The organism is Pseudomonas cichorii (genome assembly GCF_003700275.1).
GTDB classification, from domain to species: domain Bacteria; phylum Pseudomonadota; class Gammaproteobacteria; order Pseudomonadales; family Pseudomonadaceae; genus Aquipseudomonas; species Aquipseudomonas cichorii_B.
Genome location: NZ_RBRE01000028.1, coordinates 1 through 21,827, shown reverse-complemented (window position 1 = coordinate 21,827; position 21,827 = coordinate 1). Strand labels below are relative to the sequence as shown.

The 21,827-nt window shown below is 60.7% G+C and carries 18 protein-coding genes; 12 read left to right on the top strand and 6 right to left on the bottom strand.

Annotated features, from left to right (window positions below; translation table 11 throughout):
- Positions 1 to 65: 65 nt before the first annotated feature.
- The 4 genes from ruvX to gshB form a co-directional block, all read right to left on the bottom strand.
- Positions 66 to 506, bottom strand: coding sequence for a Holliday junction resolvase RuvX (gene ruvX / locus ALQ04_RS06525; RefSeq protein WP_122315013.1), 441 nt, complete (start codon positions 504 to 506; stop codon positions 66 to 68).
- On the bottom strand, positions 506 to 1,075 hold the full coding sequence (locus ALQ04_RS06520) for a YqgE/AlgH family protein (protein ID WP_122315012.1): 570 nt from the start codon (positions 1,073 to 1,075) through the stop codon (positions 506 to 508). Before ALQ04_RS06520 ends, ruvX begins: the two co-directional genes overlap by 1 nt.
- Before the next feature lie 76 nt (positions 1,076 to 1,151).
- The gene (locus tag ALQ04_RS06515) at positions 1,152 to 2,054 is read right to left on the bottom strand and encodes an energy transducer TonB (RefSeq protein ID WP_122315011.1); all 903 of its coding nucleotides are present in this window, start codon (positions 2,052 to 2,054) and stop codon (positions 1,152 to 1,154) included.
- Positions 2,055 to 2,159: 105 nt separating this feature from the next.
- Positions 2,160 to 3,113, bottom strand: a complete 954-nt coding sequence (gene gshB, locus ALQ04_RS06510; protein ID WP_122315010.1) for a glutathione synthase — start codon at positions 3,111 to 3,113, stop codon at positions 2,160 to 2,162.
- A 218-nt stretch (positions 3,114 to 3,331) separates the two neighbouring features.
- Here gshB and pilG point away from each other — a divergent pair, with 218 nt between their 5' ends.
- From pilG to ALQ04_RS06460, 10 genes are all read left to right on the top strand, one after another.
- Entirely contained in the window at positions 3,332 to 3,742 is a 411-nt protein-coding gene (gene pilG / locus ALQ04_RS06505) for a twitching motility response regulator PilG (RefSeq protein ID WP_025262261.1), read from the top strand.
- A gap of 44 nt (positions 3,743 to 3,786) precedes the next feature.
- On the top strand, positions 3,787 to 4,152 hold the full coding sequence (gene pilH, locus ALQ04_RS06500; RefSeq protein ID WP_002551739.1) for a twitching motility response regulator PilH: 366 nt from the start codon (positions 3,787 to 3,789) through the stop codon (positions 4,150 to 4,152).
- 14 nt (positions 4,153 to 4,166) lie between these two features.
- Positions 4,167 to 4,706, top strand: a complete 540-nt coding sequence (locus tag ALQ04_RS06495) for a chemotaxis protein CheW (RefSeq protein WP_122315009.1) — start codon at positions 4,167 to 4,169, stop codon at positions 4,704 to 4,706.
- Between the two features lie 75 nt (positions 4,707 to 4,781).
- Entirely contained in the window at positions 4,782 to 6,824 is a 2,043-nt protein-coding gene (locus ALQ04_RS06490; RefSeq protein WP_122315008.1) for a methyl-accepting chemotaxis protein, read from the top strand.
- Between the two features lie 47 nt (positions 6,825 to 6,871).
- On the top strand, positions 6,872 to 12,865 hold the full coding sequence (locus ALQ04_RS06485) for an Hpt domain-containing protein (protein WP_122315007.1): 5,994 nt from the start codon (positions 6,872 to 6,874) through the stop codon (positions 12,863 to 12,865).
- The gene (locus ALQ04_RS06480; RefSeq protein ID WP_122315006.1) at positions 12,858 to 13,328 is read left to right on the top strand and encodes a chemotaxis protein CheW; all 471 of its coding nucleotides are present in this window, start codon (positions 12,858 to 12,860) and stop codon (positions 13,326 to 13,328) included. Before ALQ04_RS06485 ends, ALQ04_RS06480 begins: the two co-directional genes overlap by 8 nt.
- A gap of 185 nt (positions 13,329 to 13,513) precedes the next feature.
- Positions 13,514 to 14,296 carry an efflux RND transporter periplasmic adaptor subunit gene (locus ALQ04_RS06475; protein WP_122315005.1) on the top strand — a complete coding sequence of 261 codons (783 nt, stop codon included), beginning with the start codon at positions 13,514 to 13,516 and terminating at the stop codon, positions 14,294 to 14,296.
- Complete coding sequence (locus ALQ04_RS06470; RefSeq protein WP_122315004.1) at positions 14,293 to 15,615, top strand: efflux RND transporter periplasmic adaptor subunit; 1,323 nt, start codon at positions 14,293 to 14,295, stop codon at positions 15,613 to 15,615. The genes ALQ04_RS06475 and ALQ04_RS06470 overlap by 4 nt, the downstream gene beginning before the upstream one ends.
- Positions 15,616 to 17,712 carry an HlyD family efflux transporter periplasmic adaptor subunit gene (locus ALQ04_RS06465; RefSeq protein ID WP_122315003.1) on the top strand — a complete coding sequence of 699 codons (2,097 nt, stop codon included), beginning with the start codon at positions 15,616 to 15,618 and terminating at the stop codon, positions 17,710 to 17,712.
- Between the two features lie 17 nt (positions 17,713 to 17,729).
- Positions 17,730 to 18,227: a GNAT family N-acetyltransferase gene (locus ALQ04_RS06460; protein WP_122315002.1), complete on the top strand. Its 498-nt coding sequence runs from the start codon at positions 17,730 to 17,732 to the stop codon at positions 18,225 to 18,227.
- Here ALQ04_RS06460 and ALQ04_RS06455 read toward each other — a convergent pair whose 3' ends face one another.
- Both ALQ04_RS06455 and ALQ04_RS06450 read right to left on the bottom strand, forming a co-directional pair.
- Positions 18,228 to 18,539 carry a DUF6916 family protein gene (locus ALQ04_RS06455; RefSeq protein WP_122315001.1) on the bottom strand — a complete coding sequence of 104 codons (312 nt, stop codon included), beginning with the start codon at positions 18,537 to 18,539 and terminating at the stop codon, positions 18,228 to 18,230. It abuts the gene before it with no gap.
- A gap of 48 nt (positions 18,540 to 18,587) precedes the next feature.
- Positions 18,588 to 19,181 (bottom strand): phage tail protein, encoded by a 594-nt coding sequence (locus ALQ04_RS06450; protein ID WP_122315000.1) that lies wholly within the window; start codon positions 19,179 to 19,181, stop codon positions 18,588 to 18,590.
- 421 nt (positions 19,182 to 19,602) lie between these two features.
- Here ALQ04_RS06450 and ALQ04_RS06445 point away from each other — a divergent pair, with 421 nt between their 5' ends.
- Together ALQ04_RS06445 and ALQ04_RS06440 are read left to right on the top strand one after the other, a co-directional pair.
- Entirely contained in the window at positions 19,603 to 20,439 is an 837-nt protein-coding gene (locus ALQ04_RS06445; RefSeq protein WP_122314999.1) for a sulfotransferase, read from the top strand.
- Positions 20,440 to 20,584: 145 nt separating this feature from the next.
- Positions 20,585 to 21,827 (top strand): DUF4347 domain-containing protein (locus tag ALQ04_RS06440; RefSeq protein ID WP_122314998.1); only part of this gene is annotated, 1,243 nt, incomplete at its 3' end.

Below are 21,827 nucleotides of genomic sequence, written 5' to 3'. Positions count from 1 at the left end.
AGGGGCGCGTTGCTCAAGCGGAAACTTGAAATCCGGGTATCTCGAAGCTGTTGCGACGCAAAAAGTCACGCATTCAGCAACTCGGAGTTGGCATCGAGCCAACCCTGCAGCAACAGTGCGGCGGCGATTGCATCCACCGGGTTGTCGCGATAGCTGCCACGCTGGCCGCCACGCGCCATACGCTCGCCCTTGGCTTCAAAGGTGGTCAGGCGTTCGTCGTGGGTGTAGACCGGGATATTGAAGCGGCCATTGAGCTTGCGCGAGAACTTCTCGGCGCGGGCGCTCATTTCGCTGGGCGTGCCATCCATGTTCAGCGGCAGGCCAACCACGATAGCGTCGGGTTTCCACTCGTTGATCAGCGCCTGGACCTTGTCCCAGTCCGGCACGCCGTTCTGCGCCTTGAGGGTGCAAAGCTCACGCGCCTGGCCGGTAATGGCCTGGCCGACCGCAATGCCGATCTGTTTGGTGCCGTAGTCGAAACCCAGAAGCAGGCGCAATGCAGCCATCAGGCGTGGCCCGCCTGTGTCGAAAGCAGATTGAGATTGATCCCCAGCCGCGCAGCCGCTGCGTCGAGCCGCAGTTCGCTGTCGGTATCGAACAGGATTGCCGGATCGAACGGGCAGGTCAGCCAGGCATTGGCGGCCATTTCGGCATCCAGTTGACCCGCGTCCCAGCCGGCGTAGCCAAGGGCAATCACATTCTGATCGGGACCGTAGCCGTCGGCGATGGAGAACAGCACGTCCTGGGAAGTGGACAGCGAGACGCCGCCCAGCTCGACCGTTGCCTGGAATACCTGGCCGCTAGGATGCAGCACAAAACCACGGTCAGTCTGTACCGGACCACCTGCATGAATGGGGATGTACTGGCAACGTACGGGAGCGGGCAGCTCCGGCCGCAGTTGTTCCAGTACATCGGCCAGATTCAGGTTCTGTGGGCGGTTTATCACCAGACCCATTGCACCATTGGCGTTGTGCTCGACGATATACGTCAAGGTCTGCGCGAAGTTCTGATCATGCATGTGCGGCATCGCAATCAGGAACTGGTGCTTGAGATAGCTTGGGGATACGTTTTTCATGAGCCTTAGTGTGGCGCTGCGGGGCCAGCCTGACAACTGTCAGTTGTAGCATCCCCTCTGGTTTGTGAAGAGACCGTCAGTTGCTGGACAGCTTGTCACCGCGTGCAAACTTCCAGGTGCGGATGATTTCCAGTCGATCGATATCGGCCAGATCGCCGGTGAACGGCGAAAATGGTGCTGCCAGACGCACAATTCGTTGCGCAGCCTGATCCAGCAGGGGATGCCCCGACGATTCCAGAACCAGCACTTCATACAGCGAGCCATCGTGGTTGATGGACACCAGCAGGCGCAGGTTTCCGTAGATCTGCTGGCGGCGGGCTTCTTCCGGGTAATTCAGGTTGCCGACCCGCTCGACCTTCTTGCGCCAGTCATCCTTGTACCAGGCGCCCTTGTCGCGCATGGTCGAGGCGGCGTTCAGTCGATGGATCTTCGGTCGTTTGGCATACAGTTGCTGTTCGGCCGACAGTTCGGCTTCCAGGCTGGCAATTTCATTGCTCAGTTGCGAGCTGTCGAAGGAAGGCGCTTCCTTGACGGCTGGCTCGGGTTTGACTTCCTCGCGCTTGGCGATGGTTTGCTGCGGGGAAGGCGCCGTTGTGGAAACTGCGGTTTTCGCGGCTTCCTGTTTGACCACGGGCTTGTTGGCTGGTGGCGGCGTGACCTTGTTGACCTTGGTGTCCTGATAGGGCGCGATTTCCGTGGTCTTCAGCGTTTCGGCCTTGTCCAGCGTGCCGCTGCCCTGTTGATCGTCCTGCGCCAGGAAATCGGCCTGCTTTGGCTTTTCTTCGCTTTTGAAGGTAGCGAGGGTGATTTCCAGGGTCTGGGAGATCTGTTCCGGTTTTACATAAGTGAAGCCCACGCCAAGAATCACCGCAGCATGGATCAGCGCGGCAATCATCATGGTGAAGCCCAGACGATCGGCTGGACGCACACCCACGGTCGACAGTTCGAGGGGCAGGTCGTTTCTGGCCATGGAGGTCATTGGCGGTTCAGTGTCTCGTTCAAAATCCGTTTTATCATAGTCTTTTCGTGAATGAATCCGCTCCTGCACACAGGCTGCGGGAGCGAATTCATCCGCGGAAGGAGCTTACCGCGCCTGCAGCTTCTTCTCGATCACGTCCATCAGCATGGCGCCGATGTTGGTGCCGAAAGCATTGTCGATCTCGCGAATGCAGGTCGGGCTGGTGACGTTGATTTCGGTAAGGTGCTCGCCGATCACGTCCAGACCGACGAAGAGCAGCCCTTTTTCACGCAAGGTAGGCCCGATCTGCTCAGCGATCCAGCGATCCTTGTCAGTTAGCGGACGTGCTTCGCCACGGCCGCCAGCCGCCAGGTTGCCGCGGGTTTCGCCGGCAGCCGGGATGCGTGCCAGGCAGTAGGGCACAGGTTCGCCGTCGACCATCAGAATGCGCTTGTCGCCGTCCTTGATTGCCGGCAGATAGCCCTGCGCCATGATTTGCTGGGTGCCGTGGGCGGTCAGGGTTTCCAGAATCACCGACAGGTTCGGATCGCCTGCCCGGTGGCGGAAGATCGAGGCGCCGCCCATGCCGTCCAGCGGCTTGAGGATCACATCGCCGTGCTGCGCGGCAAATTCACGCAGAATGTCCGGGCGACGGCTGACCAGGGTTGGCGGCGTGCACTGCGGGAACAGCGTGGCGAACAGCTTTTCGTTGCAGTCGCGCAGGCTCTGCGGCTTGTTGACGATCAGCACGCCAGCACGTTCGGCCTGTTCCAGCAGGTAAGTGGTGTAGACGAACTCCATGTCGAATGGCGGATCCTTGCGCATCAGGATCACGTCCAGATCGTCCAGGCCGGTATCGATTTCGTCCTGCAGCTCGAACCAGTGCGCAGGGTCGGCAAAAACCTTCAGCGGTTTCATCCGCGCGCGCGCCTGACCGGCGTTCTGGTACAGGTCCTGCTGCTCCATGTAGAACAGCGACCAGCCACGTTCCTGTGCGGCAAGCAGCATGGCCAGCGAGCTGTCCTTTTTATAGGAGATGCGCTCAATGGGGTCCATGACAATCCCTAAGCGAACGCTCATGGGTAATATCCTCTGATCGATAACGGCCACGGCGGCCTTGAAATAGGCGTCAGGGTGGCGCTCCGATTGCTTCGGGTCAAGGGGCAGCGCTTTATGGATTGAGTCTGGAGAGTGTGCTAAAAAGGCTCGGCATCCGGTCTTCTGCCTTAATGGATCACGATCCGGCTCCAGTGCCGCGCAGAACACGCAGAAATCGCTGCGGCGACGGAAGAACACATATGGAACAGTACGCCACAGCATTGAAGGTCATGGTCATCGACGACTCGAAGACCGTCCGCCGCACCGCCGAAACGTTGCTCAAGAACGTCGGCTGTGAAGTCATTACCGCCATCGACGGCTTCGATGCGCTGGCCAAGATCGCCGACAACCATCCGCGAATCATATTTGTCGATATCATGATGCCGCGCCTGGACGGCTATCAGACCTGTGCGTTGATCAAGAACAACCGGGCCTTCAAGTCGACTCCGGTCATCATGCTTTCTTCCAAGGACGGGTTGTTCGACAAGGCCAAGGGGCGGATTGTCGGTTCCGACCAGTTCCTGACCAAGCCTTTCAGCAAGGAAGAACTATTGAACGCCATCAAGGCGCACGTGCCTGGCTTCGTTGCAGTAGAACAACAAATATCGTGATGCTTGCGTCCTGAGCGTGAGCTCGCAACCTGATGGGGAACACCATGGCTCGAATACTGATCGTCGATGATTCGCCGACCGAAATGTACAAACTCACCGGCATGCTCGAAAAGCACGGGCATGAGGTTTTGAAGGCGGAAAACGGCGCCGATGGCGTGGCCCTGGCCCGTCAGGAAAAGCCCGATGCGGTACTGATGGATATCGTCATGCCGGGGCTCAACGGTTTTCAGGCCACCCGCCAGCTTACCAAGGACGCCGACACCAACATGATCCCGGTGATCATGATCACCACCAAGGACCAGGAAACCGACAAGGTCTGGGGCAAGCGCCAGGGCGCCAGGGATTATCTGACCAAACCGGTGGACGAAGAAACCCTGATGAAAACCCTGAACGCGGTGCTGGCCGGCTGATAGCCGGGTCTTTCATGGTCGAGTCGCGTACTGCCTTTGAACTGCTGCTCGATATCGATCAGCGGTGCCGTTGCCTGGCGGCAGGCTTGCCTTTACAGGAAACCCATCAGCAGGACTGGAGCGGTATCGGCTTTCGCATGGGCGAGCAGCGTTTTGTGGCTCCCATGGGTGAAATCGCCGAAATTCTGCATGAGCCACGCTATGCCGTGATGCCCGGCGTCAAGCCATGGGTAGTGGGCATGGCCAATCTGCGCGGACGGCTGTTGCCGCTTCTGGATCTGTGCGGTTTCTTCGGTCACGAACTGTCTCAAGTGCGCAAGCAGCGACGGGTACTGGTCGTGGAGCACCAGGACGTGTTCGCCGGCCTGTTGGTGGATGAAGTCCTGGGCATGCAGCATTTCAGTCAGTTGAGCCTGATGCCCGAAACGCTTGGCGTACCTGACGCGGCGGTGACACCGTTCTTGCGCGGGCAGTTCCTGCGCGAGCAGGCCTGGCTGGTGTTCAGCCCCTGGGCGCTGGCGCAATCCGCGGATTTCATGGACGTTGCATCTTGAGTGACAGGTCGGCCCGGCATAGTCGGGCGTGTTGTGTTTCACGAATCGCGGTTGGTCCAGGTGAGGGCCTGATTAATGAGTAAGACTGGCAGGTCACTGGAAGGCGCACAGAGCCGGGCGCAGATCATTCTGTTGTTCGTTGCGCTCATCGTCTTCATTATTTTGTTGTTCGCCAACTTTACGTACCTCAACACCCAGTCGAACTACGACAAACAGTACATCGGGCATGCCGGTGAGCTGCGCGTGTTGTCCCAGCGTATTGCCAAGAACGCCACCGAGGCTGCGGCCGGCAAGGCGCAGGCCTTCAAGTTGCTGACCGATGCACGCAACGATTTCGATCTGCGCTGGGGTTACCTGAAAAAAGGCGATCCGGCCACGGGGCTGCCGGCTGCGCCGTCGGCTGTGCGCGAAGAGCTGCACACGGTACAGAACGACTGGGAAAACCTGCGCAAGAATGCCGATGTGATTCTGGCCAGCGAACAGACGGTCCTGTCGCTGCACCAAGTGGCTGCGACCCTGTCCGAAACCATTCCGCAATTGCAGGTCGAGTACGAAAAGGTCGTTGAAATCCTGCTCAAGAGCCATGCGCCCGCCAGTCAGGTGGTATTGGCGCAGCGTCAGGCCCTGTTGGCGGAACGGATTCTTGGTGCGGTGAATACGGTTCTGTCCGGAGACGAAACCGCAGTGCAGGCCGCCGACGCCTTTGGCCGCGATGCCAGCCAGTTCGGGCGGGTGCTCAATGGCATGCTCGAAGGTAATCCGAGCATGCGCATCGCCCAGGTCGAGGACCGGGATGCACGGGCGCGGCTGGCGGAAATCTCCGAGCTTTTCGAGTTCGTTTCCGGCTCGGTCGACGAGATTCTCGAAACCTCTCCCGAGCTGTTCCAGGTGCGTGAAGCGTCGGGCAATATCTTCAATACTTCCCAGACACTGCTCGATGAAGCCTCGAACCTGGCCAACGGCCTGGAAAACCTGGCGACCACCCGCTCGGCCAACTCCATCGGCGAGTACGTGCTCGGCCTGCTGGCGTTGATGTCGATCATCCTCATCGGTCTGGTGATGGTGCGCGAGACCAATCGCCAGTTGCGGGAAACCGCGCAGAAGAACGAGCGCAACCAGCACGCGATCATGCGCCTGCTCGATGAGATCGAAAATCTCGCCGACGGCGACCTGACCGTGACCGCTTCGGTAACCGAGGATTTCACCGGAGCGATTGCCGACTCCATCAATTACTCAATCGACCAGTTGCGCGAGCTGGTGGTGACCATCAACCTCACCGCCGAGCAGGTTGCGGCGGCGGTCCAGGATACCCAGGCCACAGCCATGCAACTGGCGGCGGCGTCCGAGCATCAGGCGTTGCAGATCAGTGCCGCTTCGGCCGCGATCACCGACATTGCGGTTTCCATCGATCAGGTTTCGGCCAATGCCTCGGAATCCTCAGCAGTGGCGGAGCGCTCGGTAGCCATCGCCAACAAGGGCAACGAGGTGGTGCATAACACCATCCATGGCATGGACAACATTCGCGAACAGATTCAGGACACCGCCAAACGCATCAAGCGGCTGGGCGAGTCCTCCCAGGAAATTGGCGACATCGTCAGCCTGATCGACGACATTGCCGACCAGACCAATATCCTGGCGCTCAACGCGGCGATTCAGGCGTCCATGGCTGGCGATGCCGGGCGCGGCTTTGCCGTGGTTGCCGACGAGGTCCAGCGGCTGGCCGAGCGTTCATCGTCCGCGACCAAACAGATCGAGATGCTGGTACGCGCCATTCAGAACGACACCAACGAAGCGGTCATCTCCATGGAGCAGACTACCAGCGAGGTGGTGCGTGGCGCCCGGCTGGCGCAGGATGCCGGAGTGGCGCTGGAAGAAATCGAAGGCGTTTCCCGAGTGCTGGCCGAACTGATCGAAAGTATCACCGATGCGGCGCGCCAACAGGCGTCGTCTGCCGGGCAGATATCACAGACCATGACCGTGATTCAGCAGACCACCACGCAAACCACCTCGGGTACGGCGGCCACAGCCGAAAGCATCGGCAATCTGGCGAAAATGGCCAGTGAAATGCGCCGCTCGGTCTCGGGGTTTGCCTTGCCGCCATCCCGGGAAATCGGATGATGCTGCGCACATGAACAGTCTTGATTGGGCAAGAGGCAGGATTCTGCATGGCTGATCGTCGCGATTATGTCGCCCTGGAGTGGCTCAAGGGCGAGATAGCGGAAACCCTCCGGCAGGCCCGTCAGGCGCTGGACGAGTTCGCCAGCGAACCGGCGAACACTGCGGCCATGGCCGAGTGCCTGAACCTCGTGCATCAGGTGCATGGCAGCCTGCAAATGATCGAGTTCTATGGCGCGGCACTGCTCGCCGAGGAAATCGAACAACTGGCGCTGGCCCTGCAACAGAATCGCGTGACCCAGCAGGCCGAGTCCATGCAATTGCTGGATCAGGCCATGACCCAACTGCCGGTGTATCTGGAGCGGGTTCATTCCGCCCGGCGCGATCTGCCCCTGATCGTCCTGCCGTTGCTCAACGACCTGCGCAGCGCCCGTGGCGAAAGCCTGTTGTCCGAAACCAGCCTGTTCGCTCCACAACTGGTCAGCGTCCCGCCGCTCGACGCCGAGACCCTGGCGTTGCGCAACACCCCGGAATTGCCCGATTTGCTGCGCAAGTTGCGCCAGACCCTGCAGGCCGCGTTGGCGGGGCTGATGCGTGAAAAGGATGTGCAGACCCAACTGGGTTTCATGGCCAGGGTCTTTGCACGTCTGGAGCTGTTGTGTGAAGACGCACCGCTCGGCCCGCTGTGGCGTATCGCCTCGGCGCTGGTGGAAACCATGGCCAACGGCAACTTCACCAACAGTCCCGCGTTGCGCAGCCTGTTGAAGGATGCAGACAAGGAACTCAAGCGTCTGCTGGAACAGGGAATCGAAGGCATTAACCAGGCCGCGCCTGAAGAGCTGCTGAAAAGCCTGCTGTTCTACATCGCCAAATCCGACAGTCAGGCGCCGAAGATGCAGGACCTCAAGGATCAGTACGCCCTGGCCGAAGCCTTGCCTGGCAATGACGTGGTCAATGAAGAACGCGCGCGCATGGCCGGGCCGGATCGCGATGCGATGCGTTCGGTGATCGTGGCCTTGTGCGAAGGTCTGGTGCGGGTCAAGGAACGGCTGGACGTCTTCGTGCGTGGCGACCGCCAGTCCGTCAGTGAACTCAATGCGCTGCTGCCGCCGTTGCGGCAGATTGCCGATACCCTGGCGGTGCTCGGTTTTGGCCAGCCGCGCAAGGTGATCATCGATCAGTTGGCGGTGGTTCTGGGGCTGGCACAGGGGCAGCGCGAAGCCAGCGATGCTGCGCTGATGGATGTGGCTGGCGCGCTGCTGTATGTCGAGTCGACCCTGGCCGGAATGATCGGCAGCGCCGAGCAGGCCAGCGAAGAAGACAGCCGCCTGCCGACCACCGACCTGATGCAGATCCATCAACTGGTGATTCGCGAAGCGCGACTGGTCCTGCAGCAGGCCAAGGATGTGATCCTCGATTACATCAATGGTGAATGGGACCGCCAGCGGCTTGAACCACTGTGTGCCTTGCTGACCCAGGTGCGTGGCGCCCTGGCGATGATCCCGCTGGCCCGTGCGGCGAGCCTGCTGGCGGCCTGCAACGAATACATTGTCGAGCAATTGCTGGTGGACGATAACCGTCCCACCTGGACCCAGCTCGATTGCCTGGCCGACACGCTGACCGGGATCGAGTATTACCTGGAACGCATGGGCGAGGATCACGAGGCGCCGGGCAACCAGATCCTCGACATGGCCCAGCAAAGTCTCGCCCGACTGGGTTATTCGCCTGCTCCGGACACGCTGGACGTGCCGTTGCTCGATGAAGTCATTACCCAGGACGAATTGCTCGAACTGGATGAACGCCAGGTGCTCGTCAGCCCGGCACAAACCATCGCCCAGGTGCTGGCCAGCCCGGTTTCTGCGGTCAACCCGCCAGCCCGCAACATGCCGGCCAGCCTGTTGCCGCCGCCCGCCGGTGAAGACGCGGTGGACGAGGAGTTGCGCGAAGTCTTCCTCGAAGAAACCGAGGAAGTGCTGGATGCGCTACGCGAATACCTGCCGCGCTGGTTTGCTTCTCTGGCTGGCGCGGGCAATGACGACAACCCGGCATTGACCGAAGTGCGCCGGGCTTTCCACACCATGAAGGGCAGCGGGCGGATGGTGCGTGCGCTGGTCCTGAGCGAACTGGCCTGGTCGGTGGAAAACCTGCTCAACCGGGTGTTGGAAGGCAGCGTCATGCCAGGCCTGGAAGTGCAGCAGTTGTTGAACGAAGTGCTGGCCCTGCTGCCTTCGGTGATCAGTGATTTTGCACAGGATGCGCAGCGTCAGCGCAACGATGTCGACCTGTTGGCTGCCCGTGCGCATGCCTTGGCCAATGGCCTGGAAGCGCCGCAAAGCATGCCCGCGACTGTTCGTGATGGCGAGGATCTAGACCCGCAACTGGTGGAGATCTTCCGTCAGGAAGCACTGGGGCATCTCGGTGCGCTTGCTCGTTACCTCGACCATGCCGAACACAGTGCTGCGCCTTCGATCAGCGACGCCTTGTTGCGTTCGCTGCATACCCTCAAAGGCAGCGCACACATGGCTGGCGTATTGCCGATTGCCGAACTGGCCAGCCCGCTGGATCAACTGGTGCGTGAGTACAAGGCCAACCTGATTGCCATCGGCACGCCGGAGCTCAAGTTGCTGCGCAGTGCCGAGCCGTTGCTGCACCAGGGACTCGAACAACTGGACAGCGAGCCTCTGGCCGAGATTCCCGGAGCGGCCAGATTGATCGATGCGGCCCACAAGCTGCTCAATGAGCGACTCACCACGGCATTGCGCGAGTCGGACAGTGGCTTGCGCATCAAGCGCAATCCCAAGCTGATCGCCACCTTTCTGGCCGAAGGCATGGATATCGTTCTGGACGCCGAGAACCTGTTGCAGCGCTGGCGCGAACATCCCGGCGAGCGGCAGGAACTGAGCGCCTTGCTCGATGAATTGACGACTCTCGGCCACGGCGCCCATCTGGCCGATCTGCCCCAGGTCGATGAGCTGTGCGAGGCCTTGCTGGACCTGTATGGCGCGGTTGAGGAAAGCAGTCTTGCGGTCAGCGAGCGCTTCTTCAGCGAAGCCGAGAATGCCCATGAAGCCTTGATCAACATGCTCGATCAGGTGGCCGCCGGTCAGGATGTCGACCCGCGCCCGGAATGTATTCGTGCCTTGCATGAACTGCTCGACGAGGCACTGGACCCTTCTGCGATGGGCCTTATCAAGAGCGATGGCGTGCGGGCGCCGAGCATTACCGAATTCAATGCGGCCACTGCACAACTGGCGAACGAAACGGCGAATGCCGAGCTGACGGATCTTGATGGCGAGATCGTGGAAATCTTTCTCGAAGAAGCCGTCGATATTCTCGACAGCGCCGGGCATGCCTTGCAGCGCTGGCTGGAGGACCCGGAAAACCCGCTGCCGCTGTCTTCGTTGCAACGCGACCTGCATACCCTCAAGGGCGGCGCACGCATGGCCGAAATCGTGCCGGTGGCCGCGCTGGGTCATGAGCTGGAAGTCTTGTATGAAGGCCTGGTGGACCGCCGTTACAGTTACTCGCCTGAATTGGCGGGTCTGCTGCGCGCCAGCCACAACCATCTGGCGCGCATGCTGGAACAACTGCAGAACCAGCATCGACTGACCGATCCTGCGCCGCTGATCGAAGCCATCGGCAGTTTTCGCCAGGGCACCTTTATTGCCTCCGACAGTGCGCTCGAAGCGGTTTGCGAACCGGTCGAATCTCCGGTCGAGGACTCGGCGGAGCGCGACCCGGAACTGCTGGAAATCTTTCTTGAGGAGGGCTTCGACCTCAGTGAAAGCTCGGGCGCAGCCTTGGCGCGCTGGCAGGCCGATCCGCAGAACCTGCTGGAAGTGGAAAACCTGTTGCGCGACCTGCACACCCTCAAGGGTGGTGCACGCATGGTCGAGATTGCCCCCATCGGCGATCTGGCCCATGAACTTGAATCCCTCTACGAAGGGCTTTCACGGGGCGAGCTGCAGCCGAGCCCGCTGATGTTGAGCCTGCTGCAAAGTGGCCATGACCTGTTGCTCGACATGCTCGATGCCGTGCGTGCCGACAAACCTTTGCCCAGCGCTGCCTTGCTGATCGAAAACATCCGCAAGCTGGCCAGCCTCGACCCGGTCGTGCACACCCCGATCATTGAAGTGCCGGTGCCCGCGCCGGTTGTGGCGCCTCCCGCGCAGCCGGGCAGCAACGAGCCTGACGCCGAGCGCAGCGGTCCGGAAACGGTCAAGGTGGCCGCCGAACAACTGGAGACGCTGGTCAACCTGGCTGGTGAAACCTCGATTTTCCGTGGCCGCATCGAACAGCAGATCATTGATTCGCAAGTCACTCTGGCAGAGATGGAAACCACCATCGAACGTATGCGTGACCAGTTGCGGCGCCTGGATATCGAGACTCAGGGCCGAATTCTCAGTCGCGATCAGGTACAGGCCGAGCGTCTGGGCTACGAAGAATTCGACCCGCTGGAAATGGATCGGCATTCACAGCTTCAGCAGTTGTCGCGAGCCTTGTTCGAGTCTGCTTCCGACCTGATGGACCTCAAGGAAACCCTCGGCAGTCGTGCCCGGGATGCGAAAACGCTGTTGCAGCAGCAGGCCAAGGTCAATACGGAGTTGCAGGAAGGCCTGATGCGAACCCGCATGGTGCCTTTCGAGCGGCTGGTGCCGCGCTTGCGCCGCGTGGTGCGCCAGGTCGCTACGCAACTGCACAAGAATGTCGGTTTCGATGTCGGCAATGCCGACGGCGAAATGGATCGCACGATTCTTGAACGGATGGTCGCGCCCCTTGAGCACATGCTGCGCAATGCGGTGGATCATGGCCTGGAAAGCACCGAAAAGCGCCTGGCTGCCGGTAAGCCGGAGCAGGGCCATATCCAGTTGAACCTGATGCATGAAGGCAGCGATATCGTTATCGAGCTGAGCGATGACGGTTCCGGCGTCGATATTGCCGCCGTGCGGCGCAAGGCGATCAAGCGCGGCATGATCCAGGAAGATGCGCAGCTGTCCGATGACGAGGTCTTGCCCTTCATTCTCCAGGCCGGGTTTTCCACGACCGAAATCATCACCCAGATTTCCGGGCGTGGTGTCGGCATGGATGTGGTGCATGCCGAGGTCAAGCAACTGGGCGGCTCGATCGTCATCGACTCGGTGCCGGGACAGGGCACCAGTTTCCGGATTCGCCTGCCTTATTCGGTGTCGGTGAACCGCGCCCTGATGGTGCAGTGTGGCGAGGAGCAATATGCGGTGCCGCTCAATACCATCGACGGCATTGTGCAGGTCCTGCCCAACGACCTGGAGAGTTGCTACCAGACCAGTCCGCCGCGTTATCGCTATGGCGGACGCAGTTATGAATTGCGCTATCTGGGCGAGTTGCTGCATGGCGTCCAGCCCCGGTTTGCCGGCCAGTTACAGCCATTGCCGGTATTGTTGGTGCATTTGCAGGACCAGTGGCTGGCGGTGCAGGTCGATGCCCTGGCGGGCTCGCGTGAAATCGTGGTCAAGAGCCTCGGCCCTCAGTTTTTCCGCGTACAGGGCATCTCCGGAGCGACCATTCTTGGCGATGGCAGCGTGATTTTCATTCTTGACCTGCTGGCACAGATTCGGGTCATGCAGAGCCGCGCACAGATGCAGCAGGTGCAGGGCATTGCCGCGCCGGCCTTCAGTGAAGTCGAACACACCCGGCCTCTGCTGGTCATGGTGGTCGATGATTCGGTGACCGTGCGTAAAGTCACCAGCCGTCTGCTGGAACGCCATGGCATGCATGTGCTGACCGCCAAGGACGGCATCGACGCCATGGGCCTGCTACAGGAGCACATGCCGGATGTCATGCTGCTGGATATCGAAATGCCGCGCATGGACGGTTTCGAGGTCGCCAGCCAGATTCGCCAGGACGAACGACTCAAGGACCTGCCAATCATCATGATCACTTCCCGCTCCGGCCAGAAACACCGCGACCGGGCCATGGCCATTGGCGTCAACGAGTACATGAGCAAGCCGTATCAAGAGTCGGCTCTGCTGGAAAGCATTGCGCACTGGAGTCAGGTCGATGTCTGAAAAAGCCTTGCAGGCCAGCCGTCTGACCACGCTTACAGGATTGGTTCTGCCGTTGAGCGACCGCTGCCTGTTGCTGCCCAATGTCGCGGTCGCAGAGTTGATCGACTATCAGGATTGTACGGCCGGGCCGGATACGCCCGAGTGGTATCTGGGGCCGATCAGCTGGCGTGAGCTGAAATTGCCGCTGATCAGTTTCGAGGCAGCCTGTGGCGGCCGCCCCCGCGTGGGAGGCCGGGCCCGCATCGTGGTGCTCAACGCCCTGGGCGGACGCAACGAGATCAGGTTCATCGCCTTGCTGACCCAGGGCATTCCGCGTTCTTTCAAGGTCGACAGCCAGTTGAGCTATGTGGACGTTCCGTTGGCCGAACTGGAACTGGCCGCCGTGCAGGCCGGCGAAAACGTGGCGCGGATTCCGGACCTTGTGGCACTGGAACAATGGGTCGTGGATGCCGGATTGATTTGAGATACCTCAGTCATCAGTAGGAGCCAATTCATTCGCGAGGCTTTTCGCGAATGAATCCGCTCCCACACAGACTTCAAGGCCCGTGTAGACAAATAACAGCCACCGCAGATCAAAGATACTGGCTATTGGCTTGACGCTCATCGCGGCTGCCGTAGACTGACTTCATCCGACAAGGAGTCTCCGGTATGCGGTGTTTGCACGGTTTGTTTTTCGGTTTGTTCGGTGTGGTGTGCGTGGCTCAGGCGCAAACCCCTGCCGAGGTTGATCCGTTGTTGGATAACGCTGCGACAGGCGCTCAGACAGCGGCCTCCAGTGAGGCGCGTGGTGTCCTGCGTGCGCAGGATCAGGCCGTGCTGGCCAGCGAACTGGCCGGGCGGGTAGTGGACCTGCCGTTGCGTGAAGGCGAGACCTTCAACAAGGGCGATACCCTGGCGCGTTTCGATTGCTCGGCCTATCAGGCCCAGCTCAACGCTTCCCAGGCTGCCAGTCGCGGAGCCAGTGAAGAACTGGCGCATAACCGACAACTGGCAGCGCTCAATTCGGTCGGCCGTTTCGAGGTCGCCCGTGCCGAAGCCAGGGTTGCCGAAACCCAGGCGCAATCCAGTGTCTATCAGGTTCAGGTCAAGCGTTGCAGCGTGATTGCGCCGTATGACGGGCAGATCGTGGAGCGTAAGGTCCAGCGCTACGAAAGTGTTGCCCCCGGCACGCCGCTGATGGAAATCGTCGATAACCGTACCCTGGAAATCCATCTGCTGGTGCCGTCCCGCTGGATGGGCAAACTCAAGGCCGGCCAGACCTTCAGCTTCGTTCCCGACGAAACCGGCAAGCCATTGACCGCGACCATCAAGCGCTTCGGTGCGCGGATCGATGAGGGCAGTCAGACCTTGCTGCTGGTGGCCGGATTGCCAAAAGTCGAAGGCTTGCTGGCGGGCATGAGCGGTACCGCACGTTTCCCGGAGCTTAAGTGAACGCTTCCGTTCCTGGGGTAGTGGAGCGGGTCTTTGCCCAGTTTCTCGATCTTGAACGCCTGACCCGCGCTGCGCGGACCACCGATCAACTGGCTTACAGCCTGGTGAATGACGGCCAGCCGCTGTTTGGCTTTCGCCATGCGGCGCTGGTGATCGCCGGCAAGGTGCGGGCCGTGACCGGCGTCAGCGTGATTGACCCCAACGCGCCCTTTGTCGCCTTCGTCGAGCATGCGGTTGCCCAATTGTTCAAGCTCGACAAGGCCAGTCCGGCCAGTGTCGTGGCCATGGAAACCCTCAGCGCCTCAGTGCGTGACGATTGGCAAAGCCTGTCTGCCGCCCATGTATTCTGGCTGCCGTTGCTGGACCACAAAGGCGAGGTATTCGGCGGCTTGTGGCTGGCTCGCGACAAGCCCTGGGCGACCCCCGAGCAGGTCCTGCTTTCGCAACTCGGCGATACCTACAGCCATGCATGGCTGGCATTGCAACCGCGCAAGCCGTGGCGTCTGCGCCTGAGTCGCAAGCGTCAGGTCGCTCTGGTGGCCGTGGCGCTGCTGAGTCTGTTGATTCCGGTGCGGCAGTCGGTTCTGGCTCCTGCCGAAGTCGTGCCGCTGGCCGGGCGTGTGGTGGCCGCGCCGCTGGATGGCGTGATTGCCGAATTTCTGATCAAACCCAATCAGGCAGTCAAGACCGGCGACCTGTTGGTGCGCTTTGAAAACACCACGCTCAAGGCCCAGGCCGATGTCGCCGAGCGTACGCTGGGTGTTGCCGAGGCCGAGCTGAAAGCCAATGCCCAGCGTGCATTCGCCGATGCCGAGTCGAACTCCAGAATCGATTTGCTGGCTGCTCGGGTCGAGCAGAAGCGTGCAGAGCGCGACTACGCCCGCGAATTGCTCAAGCGCAGCGAAGTGCGTGCCGAGCGTGACGGTATCGCAGTCTTTGCCGATGCCCAGCGCTGGACCGGCAAACCGGTGCAGACCGGCGAGCGGTTGCTGGAGATCGCCGATCCGGCCCAGGCCGAGTTGCGTATCGAGCTGGCGGTTGGCGATGCGATTGCTCTTGAGCCGGACGCCGAAATTGCTCTGTTCCTCGACAGCGATCCCCTGCATCGGCATTCGGCGCGTCTGGAGCGTGCCGCCTATGAGGCGCAGCCGACGCCGGGCGGCCAACTGGCCTATCGCCTGGATGCCAGCTTCCTTGATTCGCCGCCGCCGCGTATCGGTTTGCGCGGTACGGCGAAGGTCTTTGGCGAGCGTGCGCCGCTGGCGCTGTATCTGTTGCGCAGGCCCCTGGCCGGTTTGCGCCAGAGCGTAGGTCTTTAAATGGCGCTGCCCAGCCTGCGGGCGGATCTGCAATTGACTTCAGCGGCCCCGGCACTCGATGGATCGCCGCGCTGGACTCTGGCCGATCCGGTGCGCGGGCGTTATTTCAAGCTCGGGGCCCAGGCGATTCGCCTGTTGCGCCACTGGTCGCTGGGTGATCCCGCGCAGGTGCTACAGGCCGCCAACCGTGAGCCCGGCCTGCCGCTGGGCAGTAGCGAAGTCGAAGAGCTGCTGATCTTTCTGCGCAGTCATGACCTGATCACCTCGGTCGATCCTGAGCAGCGCGCCAGCTATGCCTACAAGGCTGCGGCTTCACGGCAAGGCCTGTGGCAGATGCTGTTGCATCAATATCTGTTCTTCCGCATTCCCCTGTGGCGCCCGGATGCCTTTCTCAATCGCGCCTGGCCCTGGATGAAACGCTTCGGACCGGCACTCCTGCGCTACGGCCTGCCTTTCACGCTGTTGCTTGGGGTGTTTCTGGTGGCGCGTGACTGGCAGCGCTTCATTGGCACCTTCCCGCACCTGTTCAGCCTGGGCGGCGCCATGGCGTTCGGCGTGGCACTGTTTTTCGCCAAGTTGTGTCATGAGTTCGGCCATGCGTTCATGGCCAAGCGCGCCGGATGCCGGGTGCAGAGCATGGGTGTCGCGTTCATGGTGCTGTTGCCGCTGTTCTATACCGATGTCAGCGATGCCTGGCGAGTGAATGACCGGCGCGCCCGGCTGTTGATCGGTGCGGGAGGCGTGCTGGCGGAAATGCTGCTGGCCTGTATTGCCTTGCTGGCCTGGTCGCTGTTGCCTGACGGTCCGGCGCGCACGGCGGCTTTCCTGCTGGCCAGCGCGACCTGGCTGACCACCGTGGTGGTCAACCTCAACCCGTTCATGCGTTTTGATGGCTACTTTCTGATCAGCGATCTCTGGGAAGTCGACAACCTTCAGGGCCGGGCCTTTGCCCTGTGCCGCTGGCGCTTGCGCGAAGCCCTGTTCGGTTACGGCCTGCCGGCACCTGAACCGTGGACGCCGGTCATGCAGCGGCGCCTGCTGTGGTGGGGTTATCTGTCCTGGCTGTGGCGTGCGGCGCTGTTTTTCGGGATCGCGCTGGCGGTCTATCACCTGTTCTTCAAGTTGCTGGGGATCTTCCTGATGTTGGTGGAACTGGGCTGGTTCATCTTTCTGCCGATCTTCAAGGAAACCCGGCACTGGTGGGCCAACCGTGAGCAGGCGCATACCCCGCGGGTGCTGCTCAGCGGCGCCGGGCTGTTGCTGCTGGTGTTGTTGCTGGCGGTGCCCTGGCGCAGCAGTGTCGAGCTGCCGGTGATGCTTGAGGCCGGCAGGGTCACGGCCTTGCATGCACCGGTCGCCGCAAGGGTCAAACAGGTGAATGTGCAGGATGGCCAGACGGTAGAGCAGGGCGCGGTACTGGTGGAGCTGGAGTCGCCGGATGTCGATTCGCGTCAGGCCATCGTGCGCCGCGAAATCGAGATTCTGCAGTTGCAGATCCGCCGTCAGGCCGGACGTAGCGAAACGGTCGCCGATGTCGGGGTGATCGAGCAGCGGCTGGCCAGTGCCGTGGCCGAGTACCGTGGTCTGGCCGCCCAGCGTGAACGTTTGCTGGTGCGGGCTCCGCAGGCCGGTCAGGTGCGTGATCTGATGCCAAAGTTGAGCCCGGGACGCTGGGTTTCTACACAGGCGCCTCTGGCGCGCATCGTCGAAGGTGGCACCCGGATTCGTGGTTATCTGGCCGAAGATGCCTTGTGGCGTATCGCTCCTGGCGACAAGGGTCGCTTTATCGCCGATGACCCCATGCGCCCTTCGCTGCAAGTGGAGTTGCTGGACGTGGATGCCAATGGCGTGTCGTATCTGGATCAGGAGGCCCTGACCTCCGATCACCACGGACCGATTGCCGTACGCCGCGACGAAAACCAGCGTGCTGAGCCGGTGCAGGCCCAATATGGCGCACGCTTGAAAGTCCTGGAGAATATCGAGGCACCGACTCAACCGTTGCGCGGCGTGGCGGTCCTGCAAGGTCGCAGCGAATCGTTGCTGGGTGCAACCTGGCGGCGACTGGCGGCCCTGGGGGTTCGTGAAAGTGGTTTCTAGGGAAGAGGACAACACTGATGTTGAACAATGCAGACGGGCTGGAAGTACGGCCTTCCCGTGACTCGGATGCTGCTTTCATCCAGTCGCTCTACCATTCGGCCCGACCGGACTTGCAGTTCATCGATGGTGAGCGCGAGTTTGTCGAAGAGGTCATTGCCCAGCAGTTTCGGGTGCAGGAAACCGGCATGGGCGGCGAGTTTCCCAATGCGATGCATTACGTGATCGAGAAGCTCGGGACGTTGATCGGCGCACTGGTGACGGACTTCGGCCCCAATGAAATTCGCGTGTTGTATCTGGCGTTCATCCCGGCAGCGCGGGGCAAGGGTTACGGGCGGACGGTATTGCAGGGTGTGCAGCAGGCTGCGGAAAAGATCTGCTGCCCGGTGGCTACGGTGGTATGGGCCAATAACCCCCATGCGCGCCAGCACTATCTGGCGCTTGGGTTTCAGGTCGAGGAACGGGATGTGGCGGCCGAGCGGCTGGTCTGGTATCCCGGCCAGGCCAGAACTGCCTGATCAGTTGAAGCTGATGCAGTAATAGGCCTGGTTGGCATCGCGTCCCATGGGCGGGATGCGCGAGACGAAAACCTCTTCAAGCCTGCCCAGCTCGGGTAATTCAATCGTGCACAGACCATCGACGAAGTCGGTGGGCTGTAGCGAGTTGAGGGTCACGCTGAAGGGCAGGCGTTCGTTGTCGGACAGCCGCGCGTTGGGCTTTTCATCCACGGATGAGACCGCAATCGACAACTGGCTGCCATCGTCCAGTTGCAGCGAACAGGTATTGCCCAGCAATGCGCGAAAATGTTCGGCGTTAACGTTTTGCAGCATGTAATGACTCCAGCAAGGTGGAAGAGCCCTTCCCTGGGCCCGGGCGTGTCAGTTGCGAGTAGGGAAAAGACCCTGCAGGGCAATGCTGAAGTTCAGGACCAGGAAGGGGTTCATGCTGTCCAGAGGCAGGCTGCCTCCGACGGAGCCCATGGTGCCGTTGATGGCTGTTGTGACGCCCTTCTGCACGATAGGAGCTCCGGTGCCCAGGTCAGGGGAAAAGATGTTGGCAGAAGTCGGACCGGCCGTTGAACCACCGACGTAGCAGTTGGTGGCGGTGGGCACGATAGATCCCGTCGGGCTTGGCTGGGCAGCCAGATTGATGGTGGTGCTCGCTGTCAGCGTGGTCATCGGGTGAACATGCGCCGGCATGTTGGCAATCGCTACGGTGACCTTTTCAACGCCGGAAGCTGTACCGATCACCCGATTGGTCAGGCTGACTCCCTGGCCCTGGTTTACAGGCACCCGGCCTTGCAGATTGGGCAGCATGAAGTTCTGCGGGGCAGTCCCTCCATAAATGTTTCCCAGTAGCGCATACAAGGCGTTGTACTGGTTGACGTTCATTGTCTGGCCGTTGCATTGCGCCCAGCCGTAAGGCGCAAACGGGAAACCGAACGTCATGATCGAGCCCATAAAAACTTCCATAAACCCTCATCCTTCATATGTTATGGGGTGTTGCGCGAGCCACCCAGGCACCTGCCTGTGTCAGTGGCAAGGTGAGAGCGTAGACGCTGTTTGAAGTGTTGCAGAGGATTTACCAAGGCATGTCGCTATTGAAACAATCACTTGCCTGGGTGCCGTTTATGCGACCGTTCCTGCTGTATTTGAGGAGGTGGATGACGGCTATTTCGGACTGATTTTTGACCGTTCATCTGATAGCTGTCATTTGAAAAGCCGCCAGGTCCCCGGAATAGAGCCTTTTGATTCATGGGGGGCATGTTTTTTGGATTTTCTGGCTTAAGTTCAGGGAACTGATGTCGAAGTACTACTATGCGCATACATTTTGTTACGTTAGGCTGACACTGGCCCCGAGAAGGGGGACAGGACGTTCAGGGCAGGGGAAAGGATGCACGACTTCCACTTCATATCGGGTCTGCCACGTTCGGGTTCTACCCTGCTGTCAGCCATTCTTCTGCAGAATCCCCGCTTTCATGCTGGCATGAGCAGCCCGGTCGCAACCCTGTTTTCCAGTGTGTTGGGCCAGTGCAGTGCCGGCAGCGAATTCTCCTCGGTGATCGATACCAGTGCGCGCCGCCGCCTGCTGCGCGGAATTTTCGATTCCTACTACGCCGACAAGGCCGATAAATCCATCGTCTTCGATACCAACCGGAGTTGGTGCTCGCGCCTGCCTGCGCTGATGGATCTGTTCCCGCAATCCAAGGTCATTGCCTGCGTGCGTAATGTGGCCTGGGTCATGGACAGCATCGAGCGGGTCTATCGCGGCAACCCTTTCGAGAACACCAAGCTGTTTGTCGACGATACCGAGCGCAGCACTGTCTACAGCCGGGTCGAGACACTGGCTCAGCGCAACCGCCTGGTTGGCTTTGCCTGGGCTTCGCTGAAGGAAGCCTATTACGGCGAACATGCCGATTCGCTGCTGCTGATCGATTACGACCTGCTTTCCCAGGCCCCGGATCGGGTCATGAGGCTGGTGTATGACTTTATCGGCGAGCCGTGGTTCGAGCACGACTTCAACAACCTTTCCTATGACGCTCCGCAGTTCGACGATGCTCTGGGCGTTTCCGGCCTGCACAAGGTTAAACCCCGGGTTGCCTTTGAAGAGCGGCGCACGATTCTGCCGCCCGACCTGTTCGAGCAGTACTCAAAGTTGTCGTTCTGGAATGACGGTTCGGCAAGCGCTGCCAACGTCATCCGCATGAAATCCGACGCCGCGGTCAAGTGATCGCGGTTTTCCATATCAGTGTTACAACGTTCGATCTCTGGTGAGCAGCATGTGGTGGAATAAGAAAAAGTCGCCGACTGTACAGCGGGCATCTTCGGGTGTGAAATCCTCCGCTGCCCCCATGATCATGTTCCTAGAACCGCGCATGCTGTTCGACGGCGCGGTAGCTGCCACGGTTGCCGACACGGCCCAGGCGGACAGCTCGGCGACGGCCGAGGCTGCCAAGACCAGCGATCATGCTGCTGCCAAAGACAGCAGCAGTGACAGCCATGCGCAATCGGCTGCCACCTCCGAGGTGACCACGACTGCCGCTGCCGTACCGGGTAGCACCGTGGTCTTCGTCGACTCGCGGGTCAAGGACTCCGACAGCCTGCTGGCGGGCGTCGCGCCCGGCGCTCAGGTGGTCGTGCTGGATGCCACCAAAGACGGTTTGCAACAGATCGCGGATTACCTGGATTCCCACCAGGGCGCGAGTTCGGTGCAGATCATTGCCCACGGTAACTCGGGCGATCTGTGGCTGGGCAACAGCTATCTGTCGGCCGACAATATTGCCCAGCGCAGTGCCTTGCTGGCCGAGATCGGCAATGACATGGCCGACGGCGGCGATATTCTGATCTATGCCTGTAATACCGCCGAAGGCGCTCAGGGCCTGAGCTTCATCGATTCCCTGGCAGGTCTCACCGGCCGTGATATCGCAGCCTCCACCAACCGCACCGGTGTGGGCGGCGACTGGGATCTGGAAATCGCGACCGGCAGCATCGAAAGTGTCAGTGCCCTGTCCCGACAAGCCATGGATTCCTACCAGTGGGGTCTGGCGACCTTTACCGTAACCTCCACCAACAACACCGGTACCGGGTCTTTGCGTGAGGCGCTGGGCAACGCCCAGAACGGCGATATCGTGACGTTCAGCACCAACATGACAGTCCAGTTGACGTCTCAACTGGCCGTTACCCGAAACATCACCATTGATGGCGACCTCAATAACGACGGTGTTGCCGATGTCACGCTGGATGGTCAGTACCGCACGAGCGTCATCAGGGTCAATTCCGGGGTTACCGCCACGTTTGATGGTCTGGTGATTACGCGAGGTCTGGTGGCCGGTGCTGGTGGCAACAATGGCTTATCGGCTGCCGACTCGATGGGCGCCGGTATTGTCAACGCCGGTAACCTGACCCTGCTGAACGTTTCAGTCACCTCCAACGTCGCTTCGGGCGGTGGTGGTGGCGGTGGTGCAATCAACGGCTACTACGGTGGCGGCGGTGGTGGCGGTGGCGGTATCGGTGGCCAGAACGGCGGCATCGCAGGCCGCGTCGGGATACAGGGCGGAAATTACGCCGGGACAGCACCTTCCGCCAACACCGGCGGCAATGGCGGTGCATTCAGTACGG

What these genes read in the sequence shown, in the direction of transcription:
- ruvX (WP_122315013.1), bottom strand. Translation starts at nt 506, where the DNA reads ATGGCTGCATTGCGCCTGCTTCTGGGTTTCGACTACGGCACCAAACAG.
- ALQ04_RS06520 (WP_122315012.1), bottom strand. Translation starts at nt 1,075, where the DNA reads ATGAAAAACGTATCCCCAAGCTATCTCAAGCACCAGTTCCTGATTGCG.
- ALQ04_RS06515 (WP_122315011.1), bottom strand. Translation starts at nt 2,054, where the DNA reads ATGACCTCCATGGCCAGAAACGACCTGCCCCTCGAACTGTCGACCGTG.
- gshB (WP_122315010.1), bottom strand. Translation starts at nt 3,113, where the DNA reads ATGAGCGTTCGCTTAGGGATTGTCATGGACCCCATTGAGCGCATCTCC.
- pilG (WP_025262261.1), top strand. Translation starts at nt 3,332, where the DNA reads ATGGAACAGTACGCCACAGCATTGAAGGTCATGGTCATCGACGACTCG.
- pilH (WP_002551739.1), top strand. Translation starts at nt 3,787, where the DNA reads ATGGCTCGAATACTGATCGTCGATGATTCGCCGACCGAAATGTACAAA.
- ALQ04_RS06495 (WP_122315009.1), top strand. Translation starts at nt 4,167, where the DNA reads ATGGTCGAGTCGCGTACTGCCTTTGAACTGCTGCTCGATATCGATCAG.
- ALQ04_RS06490 (WP_122315008.1), top strand. Translation starts at nt 4,782, where the DNA reads ATGAGTAAGACTGGCAGGTCACTGGAAGGCGCACAGAGCCGGGCGCAG.
- ALQ04_RS06485 (WP_122315007.1), top strand. Translation starts at nt 6,872, where the DNA reads ATGGCTGATCGTCGCGATTATGTCGCCCTGGAGTGGCTCAAGGGCGAG.
- ALQ04_RS06480 (WP_122315006.1), top strand. Translation starts at nt 12,858, where the DNA reads ATGTCTGAAAAAGCCTTGCAGGCCAGCCGTCTGACCACGCTTACAGGA.
- ALQ04_RS06475 (WP_122315005.1), top strand. Translation starts at nt 13,514, where the DNA reads ATGCGGTGTTTGCACGGTTTGTTTTTCGGTTTGTTCGGTGTGGTGTGC.
- ALQ04_RS06465 (WP_122315003.1), top strand. Translation starts at nt 15,616, where the DNA reads ATGGCGCTGCCCAGCCTGCGGGCGGATCTGCAATTGACTTCAGCGGCC.
- ALQ04_RS06460 (WP_122315002.1), top strand. Translation starts at nt 17,730, where the DNA reads ATGTTGAACAATGCAGACGGGCTGGAAGTACGGCCTTCCCGTGACTCG.
- ALQ04_RS06455 (WP_122315001.1), bottom strand. Translation starts at nt 18,539, where the DNA reads ATGCTGCAAAACGTTAACGCCGAACATTTTCGCGCATTGCTGGGCAAT.
- ALQ04_RS06450 (WP_122315000.1), bottom strand. Translation starts at nt 19,181, where the DNA reads ATGGAAGTTTTTATGGGCTCGATCATGACGTTCGGTTTCCCGTTTGCG.
- ALQ04_RS06445 (WP_122314999.1), top strand. Translation starts at nt 19,603, where the DNA reads ATGCACGACTTCCACTTCATATCGGGTCTGCCACGTTCGGGTTCTACC.